Here is a 21441-nt window from a genome sequence, read left to right as displayed (position 1 = left end):
GACTTGCTCTCGATGTAGGCATTAGCCCAAAGCCGGCGCATCAGCCGCCACTGGCAGCCAAGTTACTCCGGCGCCAGACGCAGGCTACATTGGCCTGTATGCAGTAACAGTGGCGTTTGGCCAAACGACAATTACGGCTGCCAACATTTCCCTTGCCACGAATGCCCCGCTCATAAACTCGACGATTCATGGGCTTGCGCCGACGTTTTCTGTGCCGGTAGTTGGCCTTACTCAGCCGCAGTCCGACAGCTCCAAAGCGTTCGCTACGACTGAGTTTGTGAAAAATGCAGGATTTCAATTTTCTCAGACAACACAATATGTCTCAGGTCCGAGAACTCTGACAGCATCGCAAGCAGGATCATTTATCGACCTAGCATCTGCGTACACTGGCGACATCGCGCTTCCTGCGCTGAGTGGCGTCCCTGATGGGGCAACCTTTTACATCTGGTCGGGCGCAGCTGCAGCATTTAACGTGCTAAGGGCAGGGAGCGACCAGATTTTTGTCAACGGAAACACAGCCAACTCTATTGCCATAAACAACGGCGACACGCTGGTGATTGGCAAGTCTTCGCCAGCCGGAGCATGGGTGGCGATGTGGGGATCTGCTCAGTTTCCCTATTCTTCCGTCTACTCAGGCCTTGCACTTAAGCCGATCGCTGTTGCTGGTCGAGGCGCCTGGCAGGCAATTGTTGCAGTAGTTAACACGGCGCTTGCACTGCCGGCGGGTGGAACTTGGGCGTACTTCGCTCTGCCGTTTGCTTCGTCCGGGTCTTCGCAGTCATCCGTTTCCCCACTCACAGGAGTAGCAGCAGGCGGGACAATAAATGCAGCAGCGGTCGCTACCCAGTACTGGTATGGATTTGCCTGGAGGCTTCAATGAAATTTTCTGACTGCCAATACGATGCGTATGGTGCAATTGTGTGTGTCTTCCGTGGCTTGCCATTCCAGATCTCCGAGGCGGATACCCCGGATGAATGGTTAGAGATTCAAGCCCTAATCGGCGCGGGTGAAGTTGTTGTCGATTCCTATTTCCCACCGCCGAAGCCGAGCAAAGAGGAGATGGAAGCGCGGGAGGACGTAGACGGTCGCGCGCGAGGAAATGTAGAACTCAACGCTACAGACTTTTTGGTCACCAGACACCGCGACCAGATGGATAAGGGGGGTGAAACTACCCTGACCGTTGATGAGTACAACCATTGGCTGCTGTATAGACAAAAACTCCGCGATATCACTAGCCAGGAGGGGGCCGCTTTCCGTTAGCTGGCCGTTGGCGCCTCTGTTGGCTCCGTAAGTCGTCTGATACCATCCCCCCCATTCAAAGTGGATGGAATCCTCGTGAGCGGTAGCAACGTAAAAAACTTCTCCACTCGACTGGAGTCACTGCGCGGGCTGGCGGCGATCTGCGTCGCAGTCGGCCATTCGCTGATATGGTTGCGTTTCATATCCGAACCAGCCATTTGGGCGAAGTCGGTTTTTGATGTAAATGGCATCCAGGCGACATTAACGAGAGCATTGATCACCATTTTCAGTGGTGCTGCTGCTGTGGACATTTTTTTTGTGCTAAGTGGCTATGTTCTTGCAAAGTCAATCTCTCGAAGGCCAAACAGTCTTCCAGCGATCTTTGAGTATTCAGTAAAAAGGATGTTGCGGATCGTTCCGGCGTTCTGGGCGTCTTTGGCGCTGGCAGTGCTGTGTCTACTTGCGTTCTCAACCGGTTACGTTCCGAAAGAGGGGGGGACAATTTGGTTTAACGGCTGGTATCGGGAGCCACTCTCACTATCGGTTATCGCAAGTAATGTATTTATGCAAACTCCTAGTTTGAATCCAAACTCTTGGACTCTAACGGTCGAGGTTTTAGGTTCGCTTTTGTTGCCATTTTTGTTGATGTTTGGATGGCGAAAAGGTTTAGCGAGTACGATTGCCATGCTTGCGGTGGCTATTGCGATCTCGGCGTACGGGTCGTATTTTGGATTAACTTGGAGTTATTATTTTTTTATGTTTGCGGCGGGTGTAGCGGCTGCAAAACATGGTGACGCTGTGGTCTCCTTACTCAAACCCAAGGTGGCGAAGCTGACCGGCATTGTCGCGATCTTTTTCATATTGGCGGGAAGCGCCTTTTTTCCATTGGTACATGTACTTCCACAGGATATATTGTTTGTTGTCGGTGCTGCGTGGCTCGTTATGCTGTTAGGCTCTAGCGCCATTCCTGAAAAAATTGCGATACTTGATAACCCTGTCTCCCGATTTGTTGGCAGGATTTCGTATAGTTTCTATCTGTTGCACTTCATGGTCTTATATTGGACTGCAAATGCTGTGTTTGTTTTGGTCCCAGATCAGTTTTTAATTGCCTACCCGTTGCCAGTGATGATTGTAGTAGCTTCGGCCACTGTGATTTTAGTTTTGCCGTTGTCGTGGCTTTCTTATATGTATGTCGAGAGACCTTTTATTTATATTGGGAACGCGGCTTTCGATAACTCCCGTCGAAGAGTCGCATCGTTATAAATAATTAAAGCATTCAAATGAACCGGCCATTGCGCCGGTTTTTTTCGCCTGGAGAAAAGCGATGCCCATCACCACGCAGCAGCTGCTGCAGATCCTCCCGAACGCCGGCCCAGTTGCCGGCGTTTTTGTTCCCGCGCTGAATACGGCCATGGGCAAGTTCGCCATTGTCACCCCTGCGCGCATCGCGGCCTTCCTGGCGCAGGTCGGCCATGAGTCGGCGCAACTCACGCGCGTGGTCGAGAACTTGAACTACAGCGCTGCAGACGACCTGGCCCGGCCGGTTCGATGCAGCCTTGGCCGCACAATACGCCCGCCAGCCCGAGCGGATCGCCAACGTGGTCTACAATGCGCGCCTGGGCAATACCGCGCCCGGTGATGGCTGGAAGTACCGGGGCAGGGGACTTATCCAGTTAACAGGCAAGAGCAACTACCGGAAGTGCGGGGAGGCCATGGGATTGGACCTGGTCCCTCACCCAGAACTGCTCGAGCAGCCGGAGAGCGCCGCCATGTCGGCCGCCTGGTTCTGGTCGGCCAATGGGCTGAATGAGCTCGCGGATGCCGGCCAGTTCGAGAAGATCACAAAACGGCTCAATGGCGGCCTTACAGGACAGGCTGACCGGGTGGCGTTGCGCGATTATGCAGCAGGGGTGCTGGTGTGATCAAAGCGGTGGTGTTTGCGAACGGCGCGGCGACAGCGTTGAACGGCGTCGCACCGATGATCAACGCGACGCAGCAGACGAACTCTGTGTTGGTAAGCGGGATTGTAAGTGTGTCAGCTGGCCGGGCGATTGTCCTGAACGCCTTCCAAAACAGCGGCAGCAGCGTCGTCCTTTCCGCTTCCACTGGCTACAACTGGATCAGCTTTTACCAGCTTCCGTGATGGCAGGCGCTGCAAAGCGTCCTTGATGACGGTCGAGTGAAACCAGAACTCGACCTTCCCGAAAGCGAATCCACCGACGAGCGCCGTTCCCATCGCAGTAATTAAATAGGCGAACAGCGGCGCGCCTGCCGCAAAGCGCACCATCAGATACATCGCCACGCCGATGAAGATGGTGTGCGCCAGATAGAGCCCGTAGGAATAATCGCCCGCACGCTCCAGCGCACGCCCAAAGCTGACGCCTTGAACGAGGTGAAGCACGAGCATGAACGAAACGCCCCAAAGCGCATACCGGACGTAGTAGGGCATCGGCCCGACCGTCTGCGCAATCAGGAACAGGATCAGTGCCTGGATCGCGAGCATCATCGGGTTCGCACCCTTCAGCGCGTCCTTCCAGACCAGACCATAGAGCGCGCCGGCGATGAATTCGAGATTGGCTGGCGAGAGGAGAATCCATTTCCCGGCGAGCATCGCGGAGACATCGTTCGGGAATTCGTGCACGCCGAACTGGCACGACACTATGATCAGCGCGGCCCACGCGCCGAGCGCGAATGAGATCTCCCGCCGCGACAACCGCGCCAGAATGAGTACATACATGATCGCGTAGAAGACCATCTCATAGACGAGCGTCCAGTACGGGACGGCGTAGAACTCGTTGAAAACAGAGGCAGGGAGTAGTGTGAGGGAGTAGGCGTCGAGATGCCACTCGCGGCCGAGCATCGGCAGCACAATGCCGCTAAGCGCGATGGACGCCCAGAAAGCGGGATAGATGCGTGCGATGCGCTGCGGCATGAACATTGCGCCCTGCTTCAGGCACAGGGTCATGACATAGCCGGAGATCACGAAGAAGATGCCGACGCCCATTTGGCCGAATCCGATCGGCAGGAAGGGTAGGAAATCAACGCCCTTGGCGGTGCATGCAAAATAGATGCTGTGCTGAAGAACGACGAGAACCGCTGCGATGGCGCGCAGGCCTTGCAGGCCACCGATTTTGCCTTTATCCGTCATTCTCTCCGTCTCTCGCAGAATATTTCTAAGTGTTTTTAATCGTACGGATTCTATATCAGCACCGGCAAAACGAGCTTCTATTTTTGTCGAATCCGTAACGCTTTGTTGCTCTTTGAATTCGGCGCCGGTCGCTCGCACATCCGCGCTCGGGCATCGCCGTCACCTGACTCCCTCAGCTTCGCACGCAAAGTGCGTGTCTTCCGCCCGCGACATCGCCGTCCTAATGCTCGAATTTCTGGCAATGATGCTTCCCGAGATCCGATTGGAAAGCCTCATCGACGCCCCCTTTCTATGCTGTGTAGACGAACAGTATTTCTATGGCCCGCGCAAAACAGCGCGGCGTAGGTTTGGGTGTAGGAGGATAAATGGACGGCTGCTTGTATTCGCGTGGACGTATCTTCGACGAAAACGAATGAGTGGTCTAAGTATCGCCATCAAACCTTTACTGCATAAGGCTCTGCGCGATTAGAGCCTTATGCAGCAAGCCTCTCGGTCGAATCCTTCGAAATAAGGAGGGTCCACGCTTGGGCGACAGGATGAAGGCGGGCGAGCCGTGGGTGGTGCGTGCAGTGGAAGCCTTGCGGCGGTACCGCGAAGTTCAGTGCCCGCAACCAGCAGAGGAAGTAGAGAAGCTGCGTCTAGAAGTGGAAGCATTATTCACTGCACTCAACGAGTATCAGCGCCAGGCGCTAGGGGATCCGGCGCCTCGATTGCATTGATTGGGATTGTGTTCGGTCGGCAAGACGCCGGAGGTGAGATTTGCAGCGGGGGAATTCTTCCCCAAAACGCAACCGTTTGGACCTATGTTTATTGGGTTCTAAAGACTCGCAAAAGGTGCTGCTTTTCGGGGCTGATTTGTAGCTCAAGGCTTCGATTAAAAAGGGCCTTGAAGATTCTTATGCAGCATCCCAGACTTTGATGTCGCAAAGTAACTCCTGCGTCATGGGGCAGAAATGCAAAGCACCGAAGGTTCGCGGCCTCGGGGCTTCTATTTTCGCCTCCATCCCTTAATGTCTGGCGAACGTGGCGGCGAGATTACCAGCGTTGGATCGGTAATTCATTACTTCGATAGGTGAATCGGCCTTAGGGTGGCTGAGCCTCAAATGTAGGGTGCGTTAACCCCTTTTTGGGGATTTGTTCACGACTCGAAGAGACCATTTCAGTGCAATCGCTGAGCCTTGACTTTATCTATGCCTAAGAGGGTGTAGACAAAATAAACTAAACTCAGTGCTCCTTCTGCCTGGATGGCCATGAAGTCATGCCTCGAACCGGACGCCCTCCCGCGATTGCTGCAGAGCAGTATCCACTGCTGGTCAAGCTTGCACATACTCATCCCTTCTCCAGCCAAGCTGAATTAGCCGATGCATTCCACGCTGCAACGGGCATTCGTATACTAGCGGATCTGCAATGTAAGCTATCATGATTCGCCGCCAGTCGCAGAGTCCGCCAGAAAGGATTAGAGGCTCCGAATCGGGCATACCTCCATTACAGTTTTTCGATTGGACTTAAAGATATGAAAGTCTCAAGCATCATTGCTGATGCTCAGGTGATCAGCGCTGGACGCTCGCATTACCAGCCCAAGATCAGCATCGTTACACCAACATACTGCCGTAATGCCGAGGGTCTGCTGCTACGGTGCCTGGACTCCGCTGCTGTGCAAACGTTCGCCGATTTCGAGCACATCATCATCGACGATGGCTCGACCGACGGCTCCCAGGCCGTTCTGACCGATGCGGCGCTACGCGACGATCGCATCGTCTACATCCGCCATGACCTGAATAGCGGTCTTCCAGGCGTGCGCACGAATGAAGGCATCATGCGTGCGCGAGGTGACGCGATCGCATTCCTGTTCGATGACAACGTATTGGCGCCGGACTTTCTCGAAAAGGCTTGGCAGATACTTGAGTCCAGCGACGCTGACGTGATCATCACGAATGTCGAGATGCTGACTAATAACGGCGAGTCATTTTTTCTCGGTGGATGGCCACAGACCATCGAGTTGATGCGCAACCTGAATACGATTCCGAACGGCGGGGTGTTGGTGCGCCGTTCGTTCTTCGAGCGGTTTGGCTTGTACGATCCGCACCTGATTTTACGCCGTGTCTGCGATTGGGACCTTTGGCTTCGTGCGTTGCGCCTTGGTGCGAAGTTCGTCCATCTTGACACGATCAGCGCGGTTGAATACGGACTAATATCTCCCAATTCACTTGGCAACACCATCGCCTGGGACGTCAAGGTCGCCTATGGCTATATGATGGACGAGAGGTATTTTTCGGAAAGAAGCAAGAAACTGACGCCCGAGCGTATCGTAGATATCGATGTGCTCGATCCGACGCCATTTTTCCCTTATCTGCGAGATACGGGCGAGTGGTTGGAAGTGGTCAAGACGTTCTATGAGCCGTTCTACCGAAGGAAAAACAGTGACCGTGTTGTCGCGCTCACCAATCGACAATCCGTAATCATGCCGAACGCGAAGTTTGCCAGGTTCGATGGCCCAGCGCGCCGGCGCATCCTCGTTGTCAGCAATGTGGCGAACGCATGGGTGGGAACTTGGCTTAGTGAATTGCGGCGAGACCCCGGCTTGATCGTGCTGAACACGCCGGAGTGGAACCTTTCGGCGTTCAAGCCGAAGGATATCGACCTGCTGATGCTGTTCGATTGCGCCTATGTCTCAGCCGTGCAGTGCGTGCGGGCATTCCAGGACGCGGGTGTACCGATTGTGTACCTTGCTGGACACGGGCTGGCTGTAGCTGACGAAGCGGGCGAGAATGAAGTCAATTTGCGCGACTTTGGCAGCAACAGTGATGTGGCGTCGACTTTTAAAGGATACGCCTACTTCGCACAGCAGCGAACCGTCATGACCAATGATCAGCGAAATGTCGCGCGCCAACTCGCCACCGCTTCGACGATGTTCATTGGTTCCGAGGCACAGCATGCTTCACTGGACGCCTCCTGTGCCCGCGTCGATTTGCCCACGCTACCCGCTACTTTGTGGAAAATGTCCGATGCTCAGGCGGTGGGTTTGCGGCAAGACAAATTAGTCACATTCGATGTTTCCGAGGGATGCCTGCCGGACGCAAGAGAGCGGGTCGTTCCCCCGAATCATGCCGTAACTGCTAATGCCCATGTGCGGCCCAGCTGGGAATCGCTAGGAGCGCTGGTTCAGGTGCGCGAAGACGTCTGCGTCGCTATCGATATGGCGGACTATGATCGGCTTCCTGCGCTAGAGCGCTTCGGTATTGCCTCGATGGCTCTGGACAATCGTGTAGAGCTGATGTCGACCACGGGGCGTTTCTTGAACGCCAACGCAGCGGAGTTCGAAGCGTTCGGGGAATGGATGCGTAACTTCGTCCGCCTTGTCACGATTCATCGGAATGCCACCAATGTGCCGACAATCGGCGTATTTCTGAACAGCGAAATGTTCTCTGGTTCAGAGGTTTATGGGCTGAGCCTTGCGAGTAACCTTTCGCGCCTTGGGGCGCACGTTCGTGTATTTGTTCCAGAGCAGAGCGTGTACGGCTCAGAGTCCGGGTTGGCCGAAATCGATGGCTGGCTCAAGCGAAATGGACTGGCGGCCGCGGAGCGCGCACCATATGCGCCGGGAAATTCGTTCTTGTATCGCAATGACAGCCAGCGAACTCAGGAAACTGAGCGCCTCCGAGCGTTCCTAGACGAACTTCGGATCGAAACGGTGATGTGCTCCGGGTTTATGCCGGTGTTTGCCGCGGTCCGCACACTACTTGCGGGGACCGGGAGCCTTTATATGGCGCTTTTTCAGCCGTCCGCATATGACATTACCGACTTGTCATACCTGCGCGGACGAGTCAATGGTGTTCTATCAGACTGTGATTGGTCACTTGGCTATCTGTCGCAGGTGCTCGAAGGACCCGCGCAGGTTGTTCGGACCACGCTTCCGCTCGATGCGAGTATCGCCGCTCCGACCCGGGCGTTGCCAGGGCACGGTACTGTGCACATCGCCATCGGCGGAACGCTGCAACCGCGAAAGCGGCAACTTGAAGCCGTGCTGGCCGCAGCGAAGCTACGTGATGCTGGTTACGACATCACGTTGAATATCTATGGATACGCTCTGTCGATGCTCGACGACTACGTTTGCCAGATTGACGAACAGATCGCTCAACTGGGTCTGGCTGAGCGGGTGCATCGGTTTGGGCTCGTCCAACTGGGGGAGGTTGCGGCAGGTAACGACATCATTCTTTCCGCTTCGCTTGACGAAAGCATGCCTCAGACGATGCTCGAGATGCTGCGCAGTGGGTTGGTGGGGGTCGCCGTACTCAGCGGTGGCATCGATGAGATCTTGAAGGACGGGCAAACCGGCTACCTGACATACGATGCGTCGGTGGATGGCATCGTGGCTGTGCTGCGTCGGGCAATCGACGACCGCGCAAATTGGGCAGATCGTGTGCGCCAAACTCAGGCTATCCTCGCACGAGACTACTCTCAACACGCGACAACGAGCGCACTTGTGTCTCTGATGTTCGAGGGCAGCAATTTTGGGGAGGCACTACGGCCAAAGGCAGTTCCACGTATGTCAGAGGCGTAATCTTCGATGACAGATAAACCAACCGTGCTGTTGATTGGCGCGTCCGGCATGATCGGGACCGCTATCGCTTCAATGTTGCCGCTTCACGGCTACCTCGTTCGCGCGTTCATTCGCGAGGATGGCGCGCAACCCAACGCGCAGAAGTGGGTGAGCGAGCTGGCCCCCGGCAACCTGGTGACTGGACACGGACTCGAAAATGCGGTGAAAGGCGTGGTGGCTGTCCTGTATTTTGCGGGAACATCGGTTCCGGCGACTTCAGGCAATGATCCAGCGATCGAATTTAGGGACTCGCTGCCGCCGCTGTCGAATGTCTTGAACGCGCTTGTTCACCACAATCCGGTTGCGAGATTTGTCTTTCCCTCGACTGGGGGGGCAATTTACGGCACATGCGAAAGCGCGCCACGCGAATCGACGCCGGTTCAGCCGCTTTCCGCGTACGCGCTCGGCAAAGTCCTCGCTGAGCAAACCATTCGCTTCTACAATGACGTCTTCAAAATTCGCAGTGATATCCTCCGCATCTCCAATGTGTATGGAAACGCCCGCCCTCGCCTAGTACCGCAGGGCGTGATCGACCATTTTCTCGATGACGCCATTCGTGGTGTGGTTTCGCAGGTCTGGGGCAGTCTCGACGTGCAGCGCGATTACATTTTTGTGGATGACATCGTGCGCGCGGTGCTGGCACTGTTAACGGAGGACGAGCGACCGAGTTCGATCTTTAACGTCGGGCAGTCCGAAAGCCACTCGTTGCGCGAAGTCTTGACGATCATTGAACTTATCACTGAGGGAAGGCACCGATATGAGTTTACGGAGAACTGCTATCAAGGCGTCGCCCGGAGCTCGATTGATTGTTCGCTGTTGCGTGAGACCGTAGGGTGGGCACCGAGGGTGACTCTGGAGGAGGGCATTGCCATGACGTATCAACGGAAAATAGCCTGGGCCAGGTAATAAATTGGCGGCGACATTCTCCACGTCGCCGCCGTTCATGTTCAGTCGTATAGCGGTTCGGCGAACAACTGTCTGGAGCGGACCCGCCGCAATGTGGTTAGCTCGCGCCACTCGATCGTGCGAATACCCAGCGATTCGACCGCTGGCAGCCCAAGTAGTCTAACTCGAACGAAGCCGGGAACGGTGTTGATTGGTGCGAAATGCAGCATCAGTGGCGCGAGCGACAAGTCGCCGCAAGCAATCAACTGTCCTCTCGCGAGAGTCATAGTGGAGTCTGCGGACCAAATCGCGTATTCGAATAAAGGCGTTGGAACGGTTGGCTTGAAGCGTGTAGTCAACGCTAAACGGATGCCTGCGAGAGAGCCACCATCAACGGGAAGATCGTAAATCCATTCCTGTCCACTACGCCAAAGCTCGCTCTCCTGCAAACGAAGGCCCGTTTCGATCCAGCCTTGGCAATTTCCGAATTGTTTCAGCGGCTCGAAGTTTGGTGCGATCAAAGGAGCCAGATTCTGGGCGCGTTGGCGGAACAGGCGCACGCGGCGGCTGAATGGCCCGCTTTCGTGTTCGCGCCATAGCATTGCCCTAACAACTTGGCTCTGGGCAGGGTCATAAACGGGCGTACCGACGTGATCGGCCGACGGCGCGGTCGTACCGCCTAACGCAGATTGGCGCTCGTCCCACAGTTTGCGTAATGCTGCGACAGCTTGCTCTAACTCGCCGATTTTTTTGCCGTGCGCCTGGTCGCGTCGAATGAGTTCTGCGTTGACAGCCGTGACCCGCTTCGAAACGAGTGAGGCTTCGGATCGGGCCGCCTGCAGGTCGCTGTGGAGTTTGGATACTGAATCAGGCACTTCCATCAACTGCGTAAAATGATTCGGCGCACCGGACACCCTCTCTTCGTTACGGCGAGCCGTAACGGCCGGTGGCTCCTGGAATACGGTCGTGCGCGACAGCTCCTCAAACTCAACTTTACTGATCGGTGACTTGACGACTAGCAACTGCAGCAGCATCTGCTCGCAAACATCGTTAAGCGATTGCCGTAACACTCGTTTTGCAGATTCGTCGAGGCCACGGTAAGCAGGCATATAGAAGAATTCGCACTTCAATAGCCGCAGATCCGCTCTCCAGTTGCTATGGTCCGAAGAAGCGAGCCCCCAGTCTTTCGCAGATGGGAAGTCGAACTCGGAGCGCTCCAGTGCGGTCTCGGTGGCATTGGTGAAGAATCGTGCGGTATGTTCGTTGAAGACTTGAGTGTGGTATGGGTTGGCGAGATTGAGGCCTGTGGCGGAGTAGGGCGCAACGATAGTGACGAGCGCCCGGTCTTTGCAGACGCGATGTATTTCGTGAATCACGTGGGGCAAATCATCGAAGTGTTCGAGTGAATGCGAAGCCACGAGATAATCGACGGAGTCATCTGGCAGTGGGATGTCTTTGTTTATATCAGCGACTATGTCGACGCCTGGAAGCGGAAAGCGGTCTATGCCGGTGAAGCCACGGCGCTTCACCGGCCCGCAACCGAGGTCGACCTTGACGATACGTTGCGGCGTTGGAATGGCTTTGCCGAACAGGTGCTCGCGTTCATCCGCGTCCACGAGTTCGCCGCTGTCATCTTGGGACATCCAAAACGACCGGAGCTGCGCGTCGTCAATCCATTCTTGATACGAAAAGCAACAGTCTGCGCAGGATCGCATAGCCTGGTCGCGCCTGTCGAGGCGCAGCGAATGCCGCAACGCGTGCCATCGCGCGGTGGATGCTTGATTCGAAGGACCGTCTTGTGGTTGTGCCAGCAACGGATCTGCCATCCACATTTGGCGAGGACATGCGAATTCGCTCCCGTCGACGTCGATGAACAGCGCTTTTTGTTCGACGATTGGGCATCCACCCCGAATTGCTTCAGTCTGTGCGAAAACGGAAGTGTCTGGGCGCACAGCGAAAGGCACGCCAAGGCTGTGCGAGTCAGGACAATCCGCGTCGAAAACTACAACATTGCGCCCTGTCGCAAGTGCGTCGCAATCCAGTCGGTTTGCGTGCGGAAGAGGCACAGCTAAGATCGGGCTGATCGATTCTGCCACCGCCTCGAGCTTTGCGCACTCGGTCGTCGCGTCGCACCACACGGCTAGCACACCACTACGGCCTTTCAGAATACTGCCCACGCTTCGGGCGAAATGCACGAACGAGGGATGGCTGGTTGGGCTGGCGTGAACGCCCAAATCGACGATGACGACGGACGGAGACGCTCTAAGATATGCCCCTAGGCGATTTAAGTAGTCTTCGCTAATAAACGAAGGCGACTGTGCCAATTGCGATCCGACCATTTCAATGGAAAGCCGCTTGTATTCTAAGTTCAATCAATTGTCCCCCTTTAGGATGGCCTGAAGTAGCCCGATATTTTTCAGCCACTACTTCATCAGCGCTGTCATTAACGGCAGCAGATCAAAAGTACGATCAAATCTGCCGTCTATTTCATACTTCTCCGTCGCTGCGAGCGAATGTTTTGGAAGACGAAAGTTACCACAATGGGACGTGAGGTATAGATGGTAAATGGCTGCGAAAATCCACCTCTACGGGCCACCACCTTAAACTTTTTAAGGTCGGCAGGAAGCCGGAGATGAGCCAAAAGGCATGGGGACTTTTTCGGGGATTGACTAATTCCTGCTTGGCTCAGTAAGGCACCGTTTGCAGCGAGCACCAGAGAGAGCCAGTAAATACAGGGCCTTGCGCCCATTTTCATGCATGGGGTGCTAGGGGTCGAGTGTTCGAATCACTCCGCCCCGACCATATTTTTCAATGACTTAGCCCAACCTTTCAGGTTGGGCTTTTTCATGTGCGTGGCATTTGCGTGACCTGATGCTGTCCGGCGAATTGCCTGAGGAACCAGTCCGAAAGCATGGCTTTCTCGGAGTAGAGGCGGTCACTTCTGTTGGCGCGCCCCGGGCGTTGCAGGTAGAGCTGATCAATGACCCTGGCGTCGGCCTGGCTCACGATCTGGCCATTTTGTTTGAGCACGTAATGCAGGTCGATGCTCGGCCAGGTGATGTCGCGCATGAAGCGCACCTCATAGGCATAGGGCCGCCAGGGTTCGAAGCGACCGGCCAGGTCGATGTTGCGTATTTCAATTTGCAACTGCTGACCCGGTGGCAGGTAGCGCTCGCCCAGTTTCTGGATGTACCTGCGCAGCTCTTTCATGACATAAGTATCTGCACCCCGTTCATAGCCCGGGCTGTCGAGGCTGGCATCGGTGAATTTTTCGGGGTTCTTGAAGTCGACTTCAACCGAAGACGCTGCATTGGCAATTGGCACCATGAGCAGCGGTAGCAGTGCGATCAGGGTGCAAGTGATTGTTGGGCGCATGACACATCTCCAGGTGCAGCATTTAATGCGTGCTGCACCCGTTCATTTTACGCTCAAGGTGTATGTCGCGGCGCTTAAGTGAAGCATTGCGTAAACCGCCAAAGCCAGCGAAATGCGCCACCCCGGCATATTCCGTGCGGCTGTGTAGATCAGATCAAAAACCCAACCACCTGCGCACTCAGTCCATCCTGCGCCCCGGCAATCAAATGCAACGGTACCGTCTGCTGATTTTCCAGCGACGGGACTTCAATGTTGCCCACAATCTGAAGCGGTCGTTCGTTCAACCGGATCGCCTCCTCTTCCTTTGCCCTGGCCATTCTCGCGTGGTTCGCTGCGATTTCATTGAGAGTTGACACGTTACATCTCCGGTGACTGACCAAGCGTGCTGCTGGTGTCCTTAAGCGTTAGTTTGAAGTGCTGCCGTGTCAGAAATATGTCGTTCTGTGGCCGCTACGCCCGCCTGTGCAAGCCGTAAGCCAAGCATGGCCGTTAATTCCGCTAGCGGATTGGGGTTGCGACGAATGGATCTGTCTGTGCCGGGCTGCTATTGGGTCTTAGTTACCCCGTTACTTCCTTACAGTACGCTGTGAAGACTTTTACATTACTTGCGTATTGTTCAGCGGCTTTGCCCTGTCCGTTGTAGCGTCGTATCGCACCCCATAGTTCACCTCCACTAGCGACAAGTTTTTCATCGAGCTCCATGCAAGCCCGATTCAGGCATATTGAAAAATCGTACCACTGTTTCTCACGGAAGAAGTCCGGAGCATTTTTTATGTGTTGAAGGTCGTACTGAAAAATTCCGTAACCTTTATAGACCCAGGGCTTGTCACCCCAGCCCTGCAGGCGGCGTGATTTATTGGCTTCTTCGATTAACATATTTGTCAGATCAGCACCGTAACGTGCCTCGAATTCAGCGGTGTTCTTGGGAAAGGCACCGCGCGGTGAGCCAGGGAAATCACCACTGGCATCGAACACGCAGCGCTCGATAATCGTTTCAGAAGTGTGTGTATCGGTCCATTTCAGCCATTTGAATGCCGTTTCCTGGCAGACGATCGCGCATAGATGTTCAGTTTTATATGGCTTGGCCCGAACGGCGGCCTTCAACTGCTCGCCGAAGTTCGTCATCAACCAGTCGGCGCAGGCCAATGCTGCTTTTTTTGACAGGGGCAATGACGCCGGCTCGGCAATCGCGAGAGCTGCGCCTACACGCCGGGCGGGTGGGGCGGCCACGGACTCCGCTGGTTCACCTTCGACGACCAGATACGCTCCCTGAATGCGCGACATGACTTCATGTTTGAAAGCATCGGGGGCGAACTGTCGCAGGCTTTCAATCAGATCGACCACACGGCGGCGCGAGTCAAAGTACTCCATCGTCTGGTCGGCAGTCAGCGGGCTGGTCGGATTGAAGCAGCCTGTGCTGGACAGATAGAGCGTCGGCGGATGGCCAGGGTGAATCAGTATGCCCGTCCTTTTCTCGGTAGCCGCGATAAGAATGGCCGGCATCGGGGCGTCACCCGGAACGGACAAATTCTGCGAATAACCTATAGAGCGATAGCGGCCAAATTGAGTCCAGATGGGATAGCGACCCGGTTCGATACGCTTGCCGTTATTGGCACGCTTGTTATCGCCAGGCCCCGGACTTTCACACATGTTCCCTGAAAGTTCGGCCACTTCTGCACCATCGAGAAAAACCTGGTAGCGACCATAGGTGCGTTTCTTGCCGCCTGACTTCTGCACGCTTTCACGCTGGACGAGCAGCTCCCATCCTTGCCCTGTGATTGCCATGATTTTTCTCCTGCGTTACCCATTGCACGTGAATGTGGAACCGATGAAGAAACGGTCGAAATTCATACGCGTGGAGGTGTATGAAGTTCATGGAAATATAATCGCAAGTGGAGAATTGGCAAGTTTCGTAATTGCTGTGAGACAGGTGTAAAGATAAGTTATCACTTGTAAGTTAGTTTGGTTGCCTGGTAATAATATAAATAGCGAAATTTCATATGTTGTTTTCTTTGACAGTTATCAGCTCGGCAACTTGAATGACGGGTGGTGGTTTATTGATAGTTGGATATTTTAGAAATAATGCTTATGAGCACTAGTACCAAACGTCAACTCTTGAAATTATCGCACTGATTGAATTCGTTAGCAGGCTCGCGATCGTAGTTCGAGCTTCCTTGGTAGAAAAGGAGATCTCGAGTGGAAAGGTCCGACTACGCTCCGCCAGCGCTGCGCAGGCTGCGGGTATATGCCTTCGATCCACAGGCTTCCACTCAAATGGAAACGGTGCGGATCAACCATGCCACCATCGAATTGCCTTGGGAGGAGCGCTGGGAGGCCAGTGTTTTACCGGGGCCCGTTAATGAGTATCTGGAAGTCATCGATGTCGATCCAACCAGCGGCCAGTTCTACAAGCCGGTGGACCTCAATGACCCGCATTTGTTGGCTCAGGACGGCTTGGCACCTTCCGAGGGCGACCCGCGATTCCACCAGCAGATGGTTTTCGCCGTGGCGATGAAGACGATCAGGGTGTTTGAACGGGCGTTGGGGCGCAAAGTGTTCTGGTCGCCCAGATGGGTTGAGGACAAGAAAACGGGCAAGTCGGAGTACTTGTTTGTACGTCGATTGCGCATCTACCCCCATGCCTTGCGTGAGGCTAATGCCTATTACAGCCCGGACAAGAAGGCGTTGTTGTTTGGCTACTTCAAGGCGTCCCTGAGTGACGCCGGGGTCAATCTACCTGGCGGCTGGATCTTCACGGCGCTGTCCCACGACATTGTTGCGCATGAAACGACCCATGCCATCCTCGACGGGCTGCATCGGCGTTACATCGAGTCAACCAGTGTCGATAGCCTGGCCTTTCACGAAGCCTTTGCTGACATTGTCGCCCTGTTGATGCATTTCACCTTGCCGGAGGTCGTGTCCAGCCAACTGGCAGCACGTCGTGGTGATTTGAGTGAGCGTTCCTGGTTGAGCGGTTTGGCTCGCCAGTTCGGAGAGGCTTCAGGGCGCTATGCAGCGCTGCGCGATGCCATCGACGAAAAGGGCGCGGACGGCTTGCCTGACCCCGCACGACTGGCGCAGTTGAGCGAACCCCATGAGCGCGGCGCTATCCTTGTGGCCGCGGTTTTCGATGCCTTCGTCACCATCTATCAGCAACGCACGACAGATCTCTTTCGCATCGCGGGGCTCGACAAGGGGTCAACGGCCAATCTGTCGGCAGAGCTCATCGCCCGCCTGACCCGCGAAGCGGTAAAGGCAGCGGACCATGTATTACGCATGTGCATAAGGGCACTGGACTACTTGCCCCCGGTTGATGTGCACTTTGGCGAATTTCTGCGGGCGATAGTCACGGCTGATACCGATCTTTTATTTCATGGCTCGCCCGGCGGAAGGCGCAATTCAGGGTTCGTTGTTTGTGGGAGGCGATGGTGTTCGACCGGCGGTGGAGGTTCACTCGGTGCGCAGCTGTCGCCGGGCGGGGCCCGACGGGCAGGATCTGAGGCAGTTGGTAGTGGAAATTACTCAGCGGCGTCGCGGTTACCTGGATGGCGAGCGGCAAGCCAAGGAAGACAGTCAGGCTTTACAGCGCGCCCGCCAGGGCACTCCGGATTTCGTTTTCCGCGGAGGAGCCACGCTGATAATCGATCTGCGTGATGGCTCCCTGCGGTATGTCATCCGCAAGCGTATTGATGACGAGCAACGCCTGGAAGCTCAGCGCAACTTCCTGCAAGGCGGAAACGACGGGCTTGCATTGACCTATCGGGCTCCACGCCCGGGAGACAATCCCTTTGCCATGACCCACCGCGGAGTGTGACGCCATGACGTATTCAAATGTGCATGGCGAAGTGGCGATACGCATGTATCGGGGAATTCTTGGCGATTGCTTCTTGCTGCGCTTTCAAGAGGAGGAATCTACTCGCCATGTCTTGATCGATTGCGGTGTCCTTCAAGGGGTCACAGGTGCCAAAGAGACAATGACGCGCATTGTCGATGACATCCACAAAACCACGGATGGTGTACTGGATCTGGTGGTGCTGACCCATGAGCATCACGATCACCTCTCCGGTTTTCTCTATGAACAGGCGCGCTTTTTTGGTGACGACTTTCGTTTCGGTGAGCTTTGGCTGGCCTGGACCGAGAATCTGAATGATCCCCAGGCCGTGGCGCTGCATGCCCGCTTCAAGAAGGCCAAAGCGGCTTTGGCCGGTGTCGCTGCCTTGGGCAAGCGTGGTAGCGCACTACACATGGAACCGCGCATGAATACGGTGCGTGGCCTGTCTGCGTTTATTGAACCGGCTGCCGGCAAAGGCAAACTCAGCACGGTCGACAAGCTCAAGGCCAAGGCGGGAGTAAGAGCGACCCGCTACCTGGAACCCGGGGATGTCGTGCGGCCGCAGGCAATTTCAATGCTCAAGACCTATGTCATGGGTCCACCGCGATCGGAAGAACGATTGCGCAAGGATCTGCCAAGCAAGGGAGCGGGCAAAGAGGTTTACCTGACCAGCCTGGATGAAGCCGTGGCGCTGGAGGAAAGGACCTTAAGGCTCAAAGGGGAGGACTTGCTCGACGTCGACATGCCATTTGCCAGGCCTTACCAGCGTACTTTCTCAGAGGTGAAAGGGCGGATGGGCGCGGGTGGAGGGAGTGCAGAGCCGGGCAACATCGAACAGCGCTATTTCAACGATGAAGAACAGTGGCGTTGCATCGAGGATGAATGGCTCGACGGGGCGGAAACCCTGGCCCTGAAAATGGATTCGGATACCAACAATACGAGCCTTGTCCTGGCTTTTGAGCTGCCCGATGGACAGATCCTGCTCTTTCCCGGCGATGCGCAAGTCGGGAACTGGATTTCCTGGGGAGATCAGACATATCCGAAGAACGTCGTTGCCGGGGACGCCACACCGCTGACCCGCGATGACATTCTCGCGCGAGTCACACTCTACAAAGTGGGTCACCATTGCAGCCATAACGCTACGGCCCGTGCCCAAGGGCTGGAGAAAATGCACGACACCCGCCTGGTGGCAATGATTCCCGTAGTTGCGGAAGTTGCCAAGGGCAATAAATGGAACATGCCCTATCCGGATCTGCTGAGCGCCCTGCAAAAACGCACACGGGAGCGGATTGTTTCAGGGGACGGTCAGCCTGCAACTGAACTGAAGGCTTTCAAGGCCGCTCCGACAGATCCCGACAAACCCGCCATTCTGAGTTATGCCGCGGACGAGTTGTGGGTGGAGTTGCTGATCTCCTATTGAATGCAAAAGTGCGCAGGAGGTGCGTATGTCTTCGTACGTTGTAATCGCCAGTTCCCTCAATTTGCGCAGTCAGCCGATTGTCGCTCCCAAGACCCGGCTGGCCACCTTGCCTCAGGGGCAAGTTGTGGAAAAACTCGGGGCCGATGGCAGTGACCCAAGCTGGTGGCAGGTGAGTACGCTACTCAATGGCGTAGCGGTAAACGGGTACGTCAACAGCAACTTCCTCAAGGCCAAAAGCACCGTAGCGGAGCCAGAATCAGTCACGGACATCAGCGCCGTGCATCTGATGACAAAGCACAAGATTTTACGTTCGGCCCCGGAGGGGCGAGCTTTTCCGTTGAATGAAAGCCAGATGCCCTCCCGCAAGGACGGCACCAAAGTCAAAGACCTGCAGAAGATCATCGAGTGGCTAGGGGTCGATACTAACGCGCGATATACAAAAACCAAGGTCACATTCTGCAATATCTATGCGTATGACTACTGCTGCCTGGCGGGTGTTTATATTCCGAGGGTCTGGTGGACGCGCAAAGCCATATCCGACCTCGCAAAAGGTAATCCCGTGCCGGTCAAGTACGATCAGACGGTCAGCGAATTGAACGCCAATAGCCTGAATAACTGGTTTGAAGAGTTCGGCGGCGATTTTGGCTGGACACGAACATTCGATGTGGACCAACTCCAGGAAGCTGCCAATGCGGGCAGCGTGTGCCTGATTTCGGGTCAACGCGTGGATTTGAACGAGTCAGGCCATATCTGTGCGGTCGTTCCGGAAACGGCAGCACACTCTGCAACCAGGAAGAGCGGTGCCGTCGTCACTCCGCTGCAAAGTCAGGCGGGTGCGAGCAATTTCAAGTATGGCGGCAGCGTTTGGTGGACGTCTGCGAAGTTCAGGCGATTTTCATTCTGGATTCATCCCTGATTTATTTTTTGCGCAAGCAAAAGGAGCATGGAAATGAGTGTAACCACCGTTGGTTCTGCCCGCCTGTACCTCAGTGAACTGTCGCTACCCAGGAAAGCGCCGCATCAAATAGGAATGGTCGCTGCAGCCGCGCCCCAATTGAGCTTTGATCCCAGAAAAAACCAGGCAACCGTGGTCGGTTCCGAGGTGTTGTCGTTTGTTAAAGGAGTATCGGCTGAACGTCGACAGGATATTGTGGATTGCGCGTTGCTGGCCCAATTGGCAGCAAACAAAAAGGCCTCGGTCAGTACTGGAGTCTTCGATTGGTACAACGCCTATTTCGAAGTTCTGGAGAATCTGGGGTGGGTCATACAGTCGAAGGATTTTCAATCCTACAGCGGGGAAACCGAGGGGCTGGAAACTCATGATGCGATACTGGCGGTAGCGGCAGTGGCGCTTGGCGGTGGCTCAACAGCATGGCTTATCGTTGAAGCGACTATCAAAGCGATGAAATCCATGAAAAAAGATGATCCATGGATAACCATCTTCAATCGCGAAAGTCAGCGCGCCCAGGTCTCGAGATTTCAAATCGGCCTTGCACAGGAGGAGCCGACAGGCGAGTTCGCAATAACCCTGATGGCATTCGAACTGACAGCCAATATGGATACAACGCAGGTTCTATTTTTCAAGTTTCATACCGACAAATTCAAACTTCAGGACTGTTCGGGAAAGATTACCGTCAACGATGCTGTGCTGACCGGGATTCGTGACAATCTGCGCGAAAAGCTTATTGGTCGAAGCAAGGGCTTTGTTGACACAGCTGATATTTAGTTGAATCAGTGGCACAGTAAAACCGAAATAAAACTACTGGATAACCACAGACGTAAGCGGCTGGAGAAATTCAGCCGCTTGCTCATGTTTAAAATTTTGTAATCCGTCCCGTCGCAGTCCAGATACTTACAACCTGTACTTGATGACAATCCCCTTGAGCTTGCGGCCTTCAACCGCTCTCACGTCCCGCGCCCACAATGGCCCGCTGGCATACGCACCGACCGTACCGATATGGTCATAGACCACCACCACAGCGTCACCGCCCAGCTTGGCGGCCTCCTCGCGCAGTTTTTGCTCGACTTCGGTAATCGGTGGGGCAGGGTCGACGCTGGCATCGATCAGCACTTCACCCAGGCGAATGTGCGGGCGCAGGGGCTCGGAGCGCAGCACCGTGACCTCGCTGGGCAGTGTAGGTGCCGGGTGTTCGACGCCGACGTAAGCGGTGGTCTGGGCATCGACGGTGGCGCAGCCGTTGAGCGTGAGCAGCGTGGCGATAAGCCCCCCAGCCAGGAGCGATAGTTTGACGCGGGCAGACCAGGACGCGGCAGGGGCTAGGGCGGGCATGGTGGATCTCCTCCGGGCTATCGGCTGCTGGGCAAGAGGCGTACGGTTGACGTTAGCAGACGACCGGGGAGTTGCCAGAAAGCCCAACCATCCAGGTTGGGCTGTATCACGGGTGGAACATCGTCGAACAGGCGAGCTGCGTTACTGATCTTTCTCGCAATTGACCATCCACGACACACCGAAGCGATCAACCAGCATGCCAAAGCGAGCCGCCCAGAAGGTGGCCTCCAGCGGCATTTGCACACTGCCTCCCTCCGCCAGCGCCGAAAACACCCGTTCCGCCTCGGCGATGCTGTCGACATTCAGCGATATGGAACAGCCACTCATGTCATCGGTCGGCCGGTCCGGCGTAGTGTCCGAGCCCATGATCGCCTGGTCACCCACGGACAGGCGCGTATGGATGATCAGGTTATGCAGGTCCTTGGGGAGATGCTCGGCGGCAGGGGATTCGCCAAAAGTCATCATGACTTCGAGCTGGCCCTGGAGGCACTGGGCGTAGAAGGTGAACGCGGCTTTGCAGTCGCCGTTGAAGATGAGATAGGGATTGATTTTCATGATTCGGCTCCCGGTCGTTGAGGGTTATACCGATCCGTAGGAGCGAGCCTGCTCGCGATGGTCGTGATCGATCACGCGGGAAATCAGATGCCCCGCA

General features: G+C 55.4%; 16 protein-coding genes and 2 pseudogenes. 11 read left to right on the top strand and 7 right to left on the bottom strand.

Annotation, left to right across the window (positions count from 1 at the left end):
• Positions 1-109 precede the first annotated feature (109 nt).
• The 4 genes and pseudogenes from ABTV29_RS21115 to ABTV29_RS21100 all read left to right on the top strand — a co-directional run bounded on the left by ABTV29_RS21115 (position 110) and on the right by ABTV29_RS21100 (position 3161).
• On the top strand, positions 110-880 hold the full coding sequence (locus ABTV29_RS21115) for a hypothetical protein (protein ID WP_433766622.1): 771 nt from the start codon (positions 110-112) through the stop codon (positions 878-880).
• Positions 877-1260 (top strand): hypothetical protein, encoded by a 384-nt coding sequence (locus ABTV29_RS21110; protein WP_433766621.1) that lies wholly within the window; start codon positions 877-879, stop codon positions 1258-1260. Before ABTV29_RS21115 ends, ABTV29_RS21110 begins: the two co-directional genes overlap by 4 nt.
• A gap of 75 nt (positions 1261-1335) precedes the next feature.
• Positions 1336-2502: an acyltransferase family protein gene (locus ABTV29_RS21105; protein ID WP_433766620.1), complete on the top strand. Its 1167-nt coding sequence runs from the start codon at positions 1336-1338 to the stop codon at positions 2500-2502.
• Positions 2503-2563: 61 nt separating this feature from the next.
• A pseudogene (locus ABTV29_RS21100) lies at positions 2564-3161 on the top strand (glycoside hydrolase family 19 protein).
• A 113-nt stretch (positions 3162-3274) separates the two neighbouring features.
• Here ABTV29_RS21100 and ABTV29_RS21095 read toward each other — a convergent pair.
• Positions 3275-4387, bottom strand: a complete 1113-nt coding sequence (locus ABTV29_RS21095; protein ID WP_433766619.1) for an acyltransferase family protein — start codon at positions 4385-4387, stop codon at positions 3275-3277.
• Between the two features lie 1258 nt (positions 4388-5645).
• Here ABTV29_RS21095 and ABTV29_RS21090 point away from each other — a divergent pair.
• The 3 genes and pseudogenes from ABTV29_RS21090 to ABTV29_RS21080 all read left to right on the top strand — a co-directional run.
• Positions 5646-5801, top strand: a pseudogene (locus ABTV29_RS21090) (helix-turn-helix domain-containing protein); the annotation flags it as partial.
• A gap of 99 nt (positions 5802-5900) precedes the next feature.
• Positions 5901-8948 (top strand): glycosyltransferase, encoded by a 3048-nt coding sequence (locus ABTV29_RS21085; RefSeq protein WP_433766618.1) that lies wholly within the window; start codon positions 5901-5903, stop codon positions 8946-8948.
• Positions 8949-8954: 6 nt separating this feature from the next.
• Positions 8955-9893: an NAD-dependent epimerase/dehydratase family protein gene (locus tag ABTV29_RS21080; protein ID WP_433766617.1), complete on the top strand. Its 939-nt coding sequence runs from the start codon at positions 8955-8957 to the stop codon at positions 9891-9893.
• Between the two features lie 41 nt (positions 9894-9934).
• Here ABTV29_RS21080 and ABTV29_RS21075 read toward each other — a convergent pair whose 3' ends face one another.
• The 4 genes from ABTV29_RS21075 to ABTV29_RS21060 form a co-directional block, all read right to left on the bottom strand.
• Entirely contained in the window at positions 9935-12244 is a 2310-nt protein-coding gene (locus ABTV29_RS21075; RefSeq protein WP_433766616.1) for a class I SAM-dependent methyltransferase, read from the bottom strand.
• Between the two features lie 472 nt (positions 12245-12716).
• On the bottom strand, positions 12717-13247 hold the full coding sequence (locus tag ABTV29_RS21070; protein ID WP_433766615.1) for a DUF3016 domain-containing protein: 531 nt from the start codon (positions 13245-13247) through the stop codon (positions 12717-12719).
• 149 nt (positions 13248-13396) lie between these two features.
• Positions 13397-13603, bottom strand: a complete 207-nt coding sequence (locus ABTV29_RS21065) for a hypothetical protein (protein WP_433766614.1) — start codon at positions 13601-13603, stop codon at positions 13397-13399.
• A gap of 202 nt (positions 13604-13805) precedes the next feature.
• Positions 13806-15032 (bottom strand): hypothetical protein, encoded by a 1227-nt coding sequence (locus ABTV29_RS21060; RefSeq protein ID WP_433766613.1) that lies wholly within the window; start codon positions 15030-15032, stop codon positions 13806-13808.
• A gap of 411 nt (positions 15033-15443) precedes the next feature.
• On the opposite strand from ABTV29_RS21060, the gene ABTV29_RS21055 reads away from it, so the two are divergent.
• The 4 genes from ABTV29_RS21055 (at position 15444) to ABTV29_RS21040 (ending at position 20225) form a co-directional block, all read left to right on the top strand.
• A complete protein-coding gene (locus tag ABTV29_RS21055; protein WP_433766612.1) occupies positions 15444-16901 on the top strand; it encodes a hypothetical protein in 1458 nt (485 codons plus the stop codon).
• Between the two features lie 164 nt (positions 16902-17065).
• On the top strand, positions 17066-18499 hold the full coding sequence (locus ABTV29_RS21050; protein ID WP_433766611.1) for an MBL fold metallo-hydrolase: 1434 nt from the start codon (positions 17066-17068) through the stop codon (positions 18497-18499).
• Between the two features lie 25 nt (positions 18500-18524).
• The gene (locus tag ABTV29_RS21045; RefSeq protein ID WP_433766610.1) at positions 18525-19415 is read left to right on the top strand and encodes a hypothetical protein; all 891 of its coding nucleotides are present in this window, start codon (positions 18525-18527) and stop codon (positions 19413-19415) included.
• 33 nt (positions 19416-19448) lie between these two features.
• Complete coding sequence (locus ABTV29_RS21040) at positions 19449-20225, top strand: hypothetical protein (protein ID WP_433766609.1); 777 nt, start codon at positions 19449-19451, stop codon at positions 20223-20225.
• A 126-nt stretch (positions 20226-20351) separates the two neighbouring features.
• Here the strand turns inward: ABTV29_RS21040 and ABTV29_RS21035 are convergent, their stop codons facing one another.
• Both ABTV29_RS21035 and ABTV29_RS21030 read right to left on the bottom strand, forming a co-directional pair.
• Entirely contained in the window at positions 20352-20789 is a 438-nt protein-coding gene (locus ABTV29_RS21035) for a hypothetical protein (RefSeq protein ID WP_433766608.1), read from the bottom strand.
• Between the two features lie 141 nt (positions 20790-20930).
• Complete coding sequence (locus tag ABTV29_RS21030) at positions 20931-21344, bottom strand: VOC family protein (RefSeq protein WP_433766607.1); 414 nt, start codon at positions 21342-21344, stop codon at positions 20931-20933.
• Positions 21345-21441 lie beyond the last annotated feature (97 nt).

This window comes from Pseudomonas putida (genome assembly GCF_050989985.1).
In the GTDB taxonomy this organism is placed as follows: domain Bacteria; phylum Pseudomonadota; class Gammaproteobacteria; order Pseudomonadales; family Pseudomonadaceae; genus Aquipseudomonas; species Aquipseudomonas putida_AI.
Note: the sequence above shows the minus strand (reverse complement) of the source record. Positions and strands in the feature narration are given on the sequence as shown.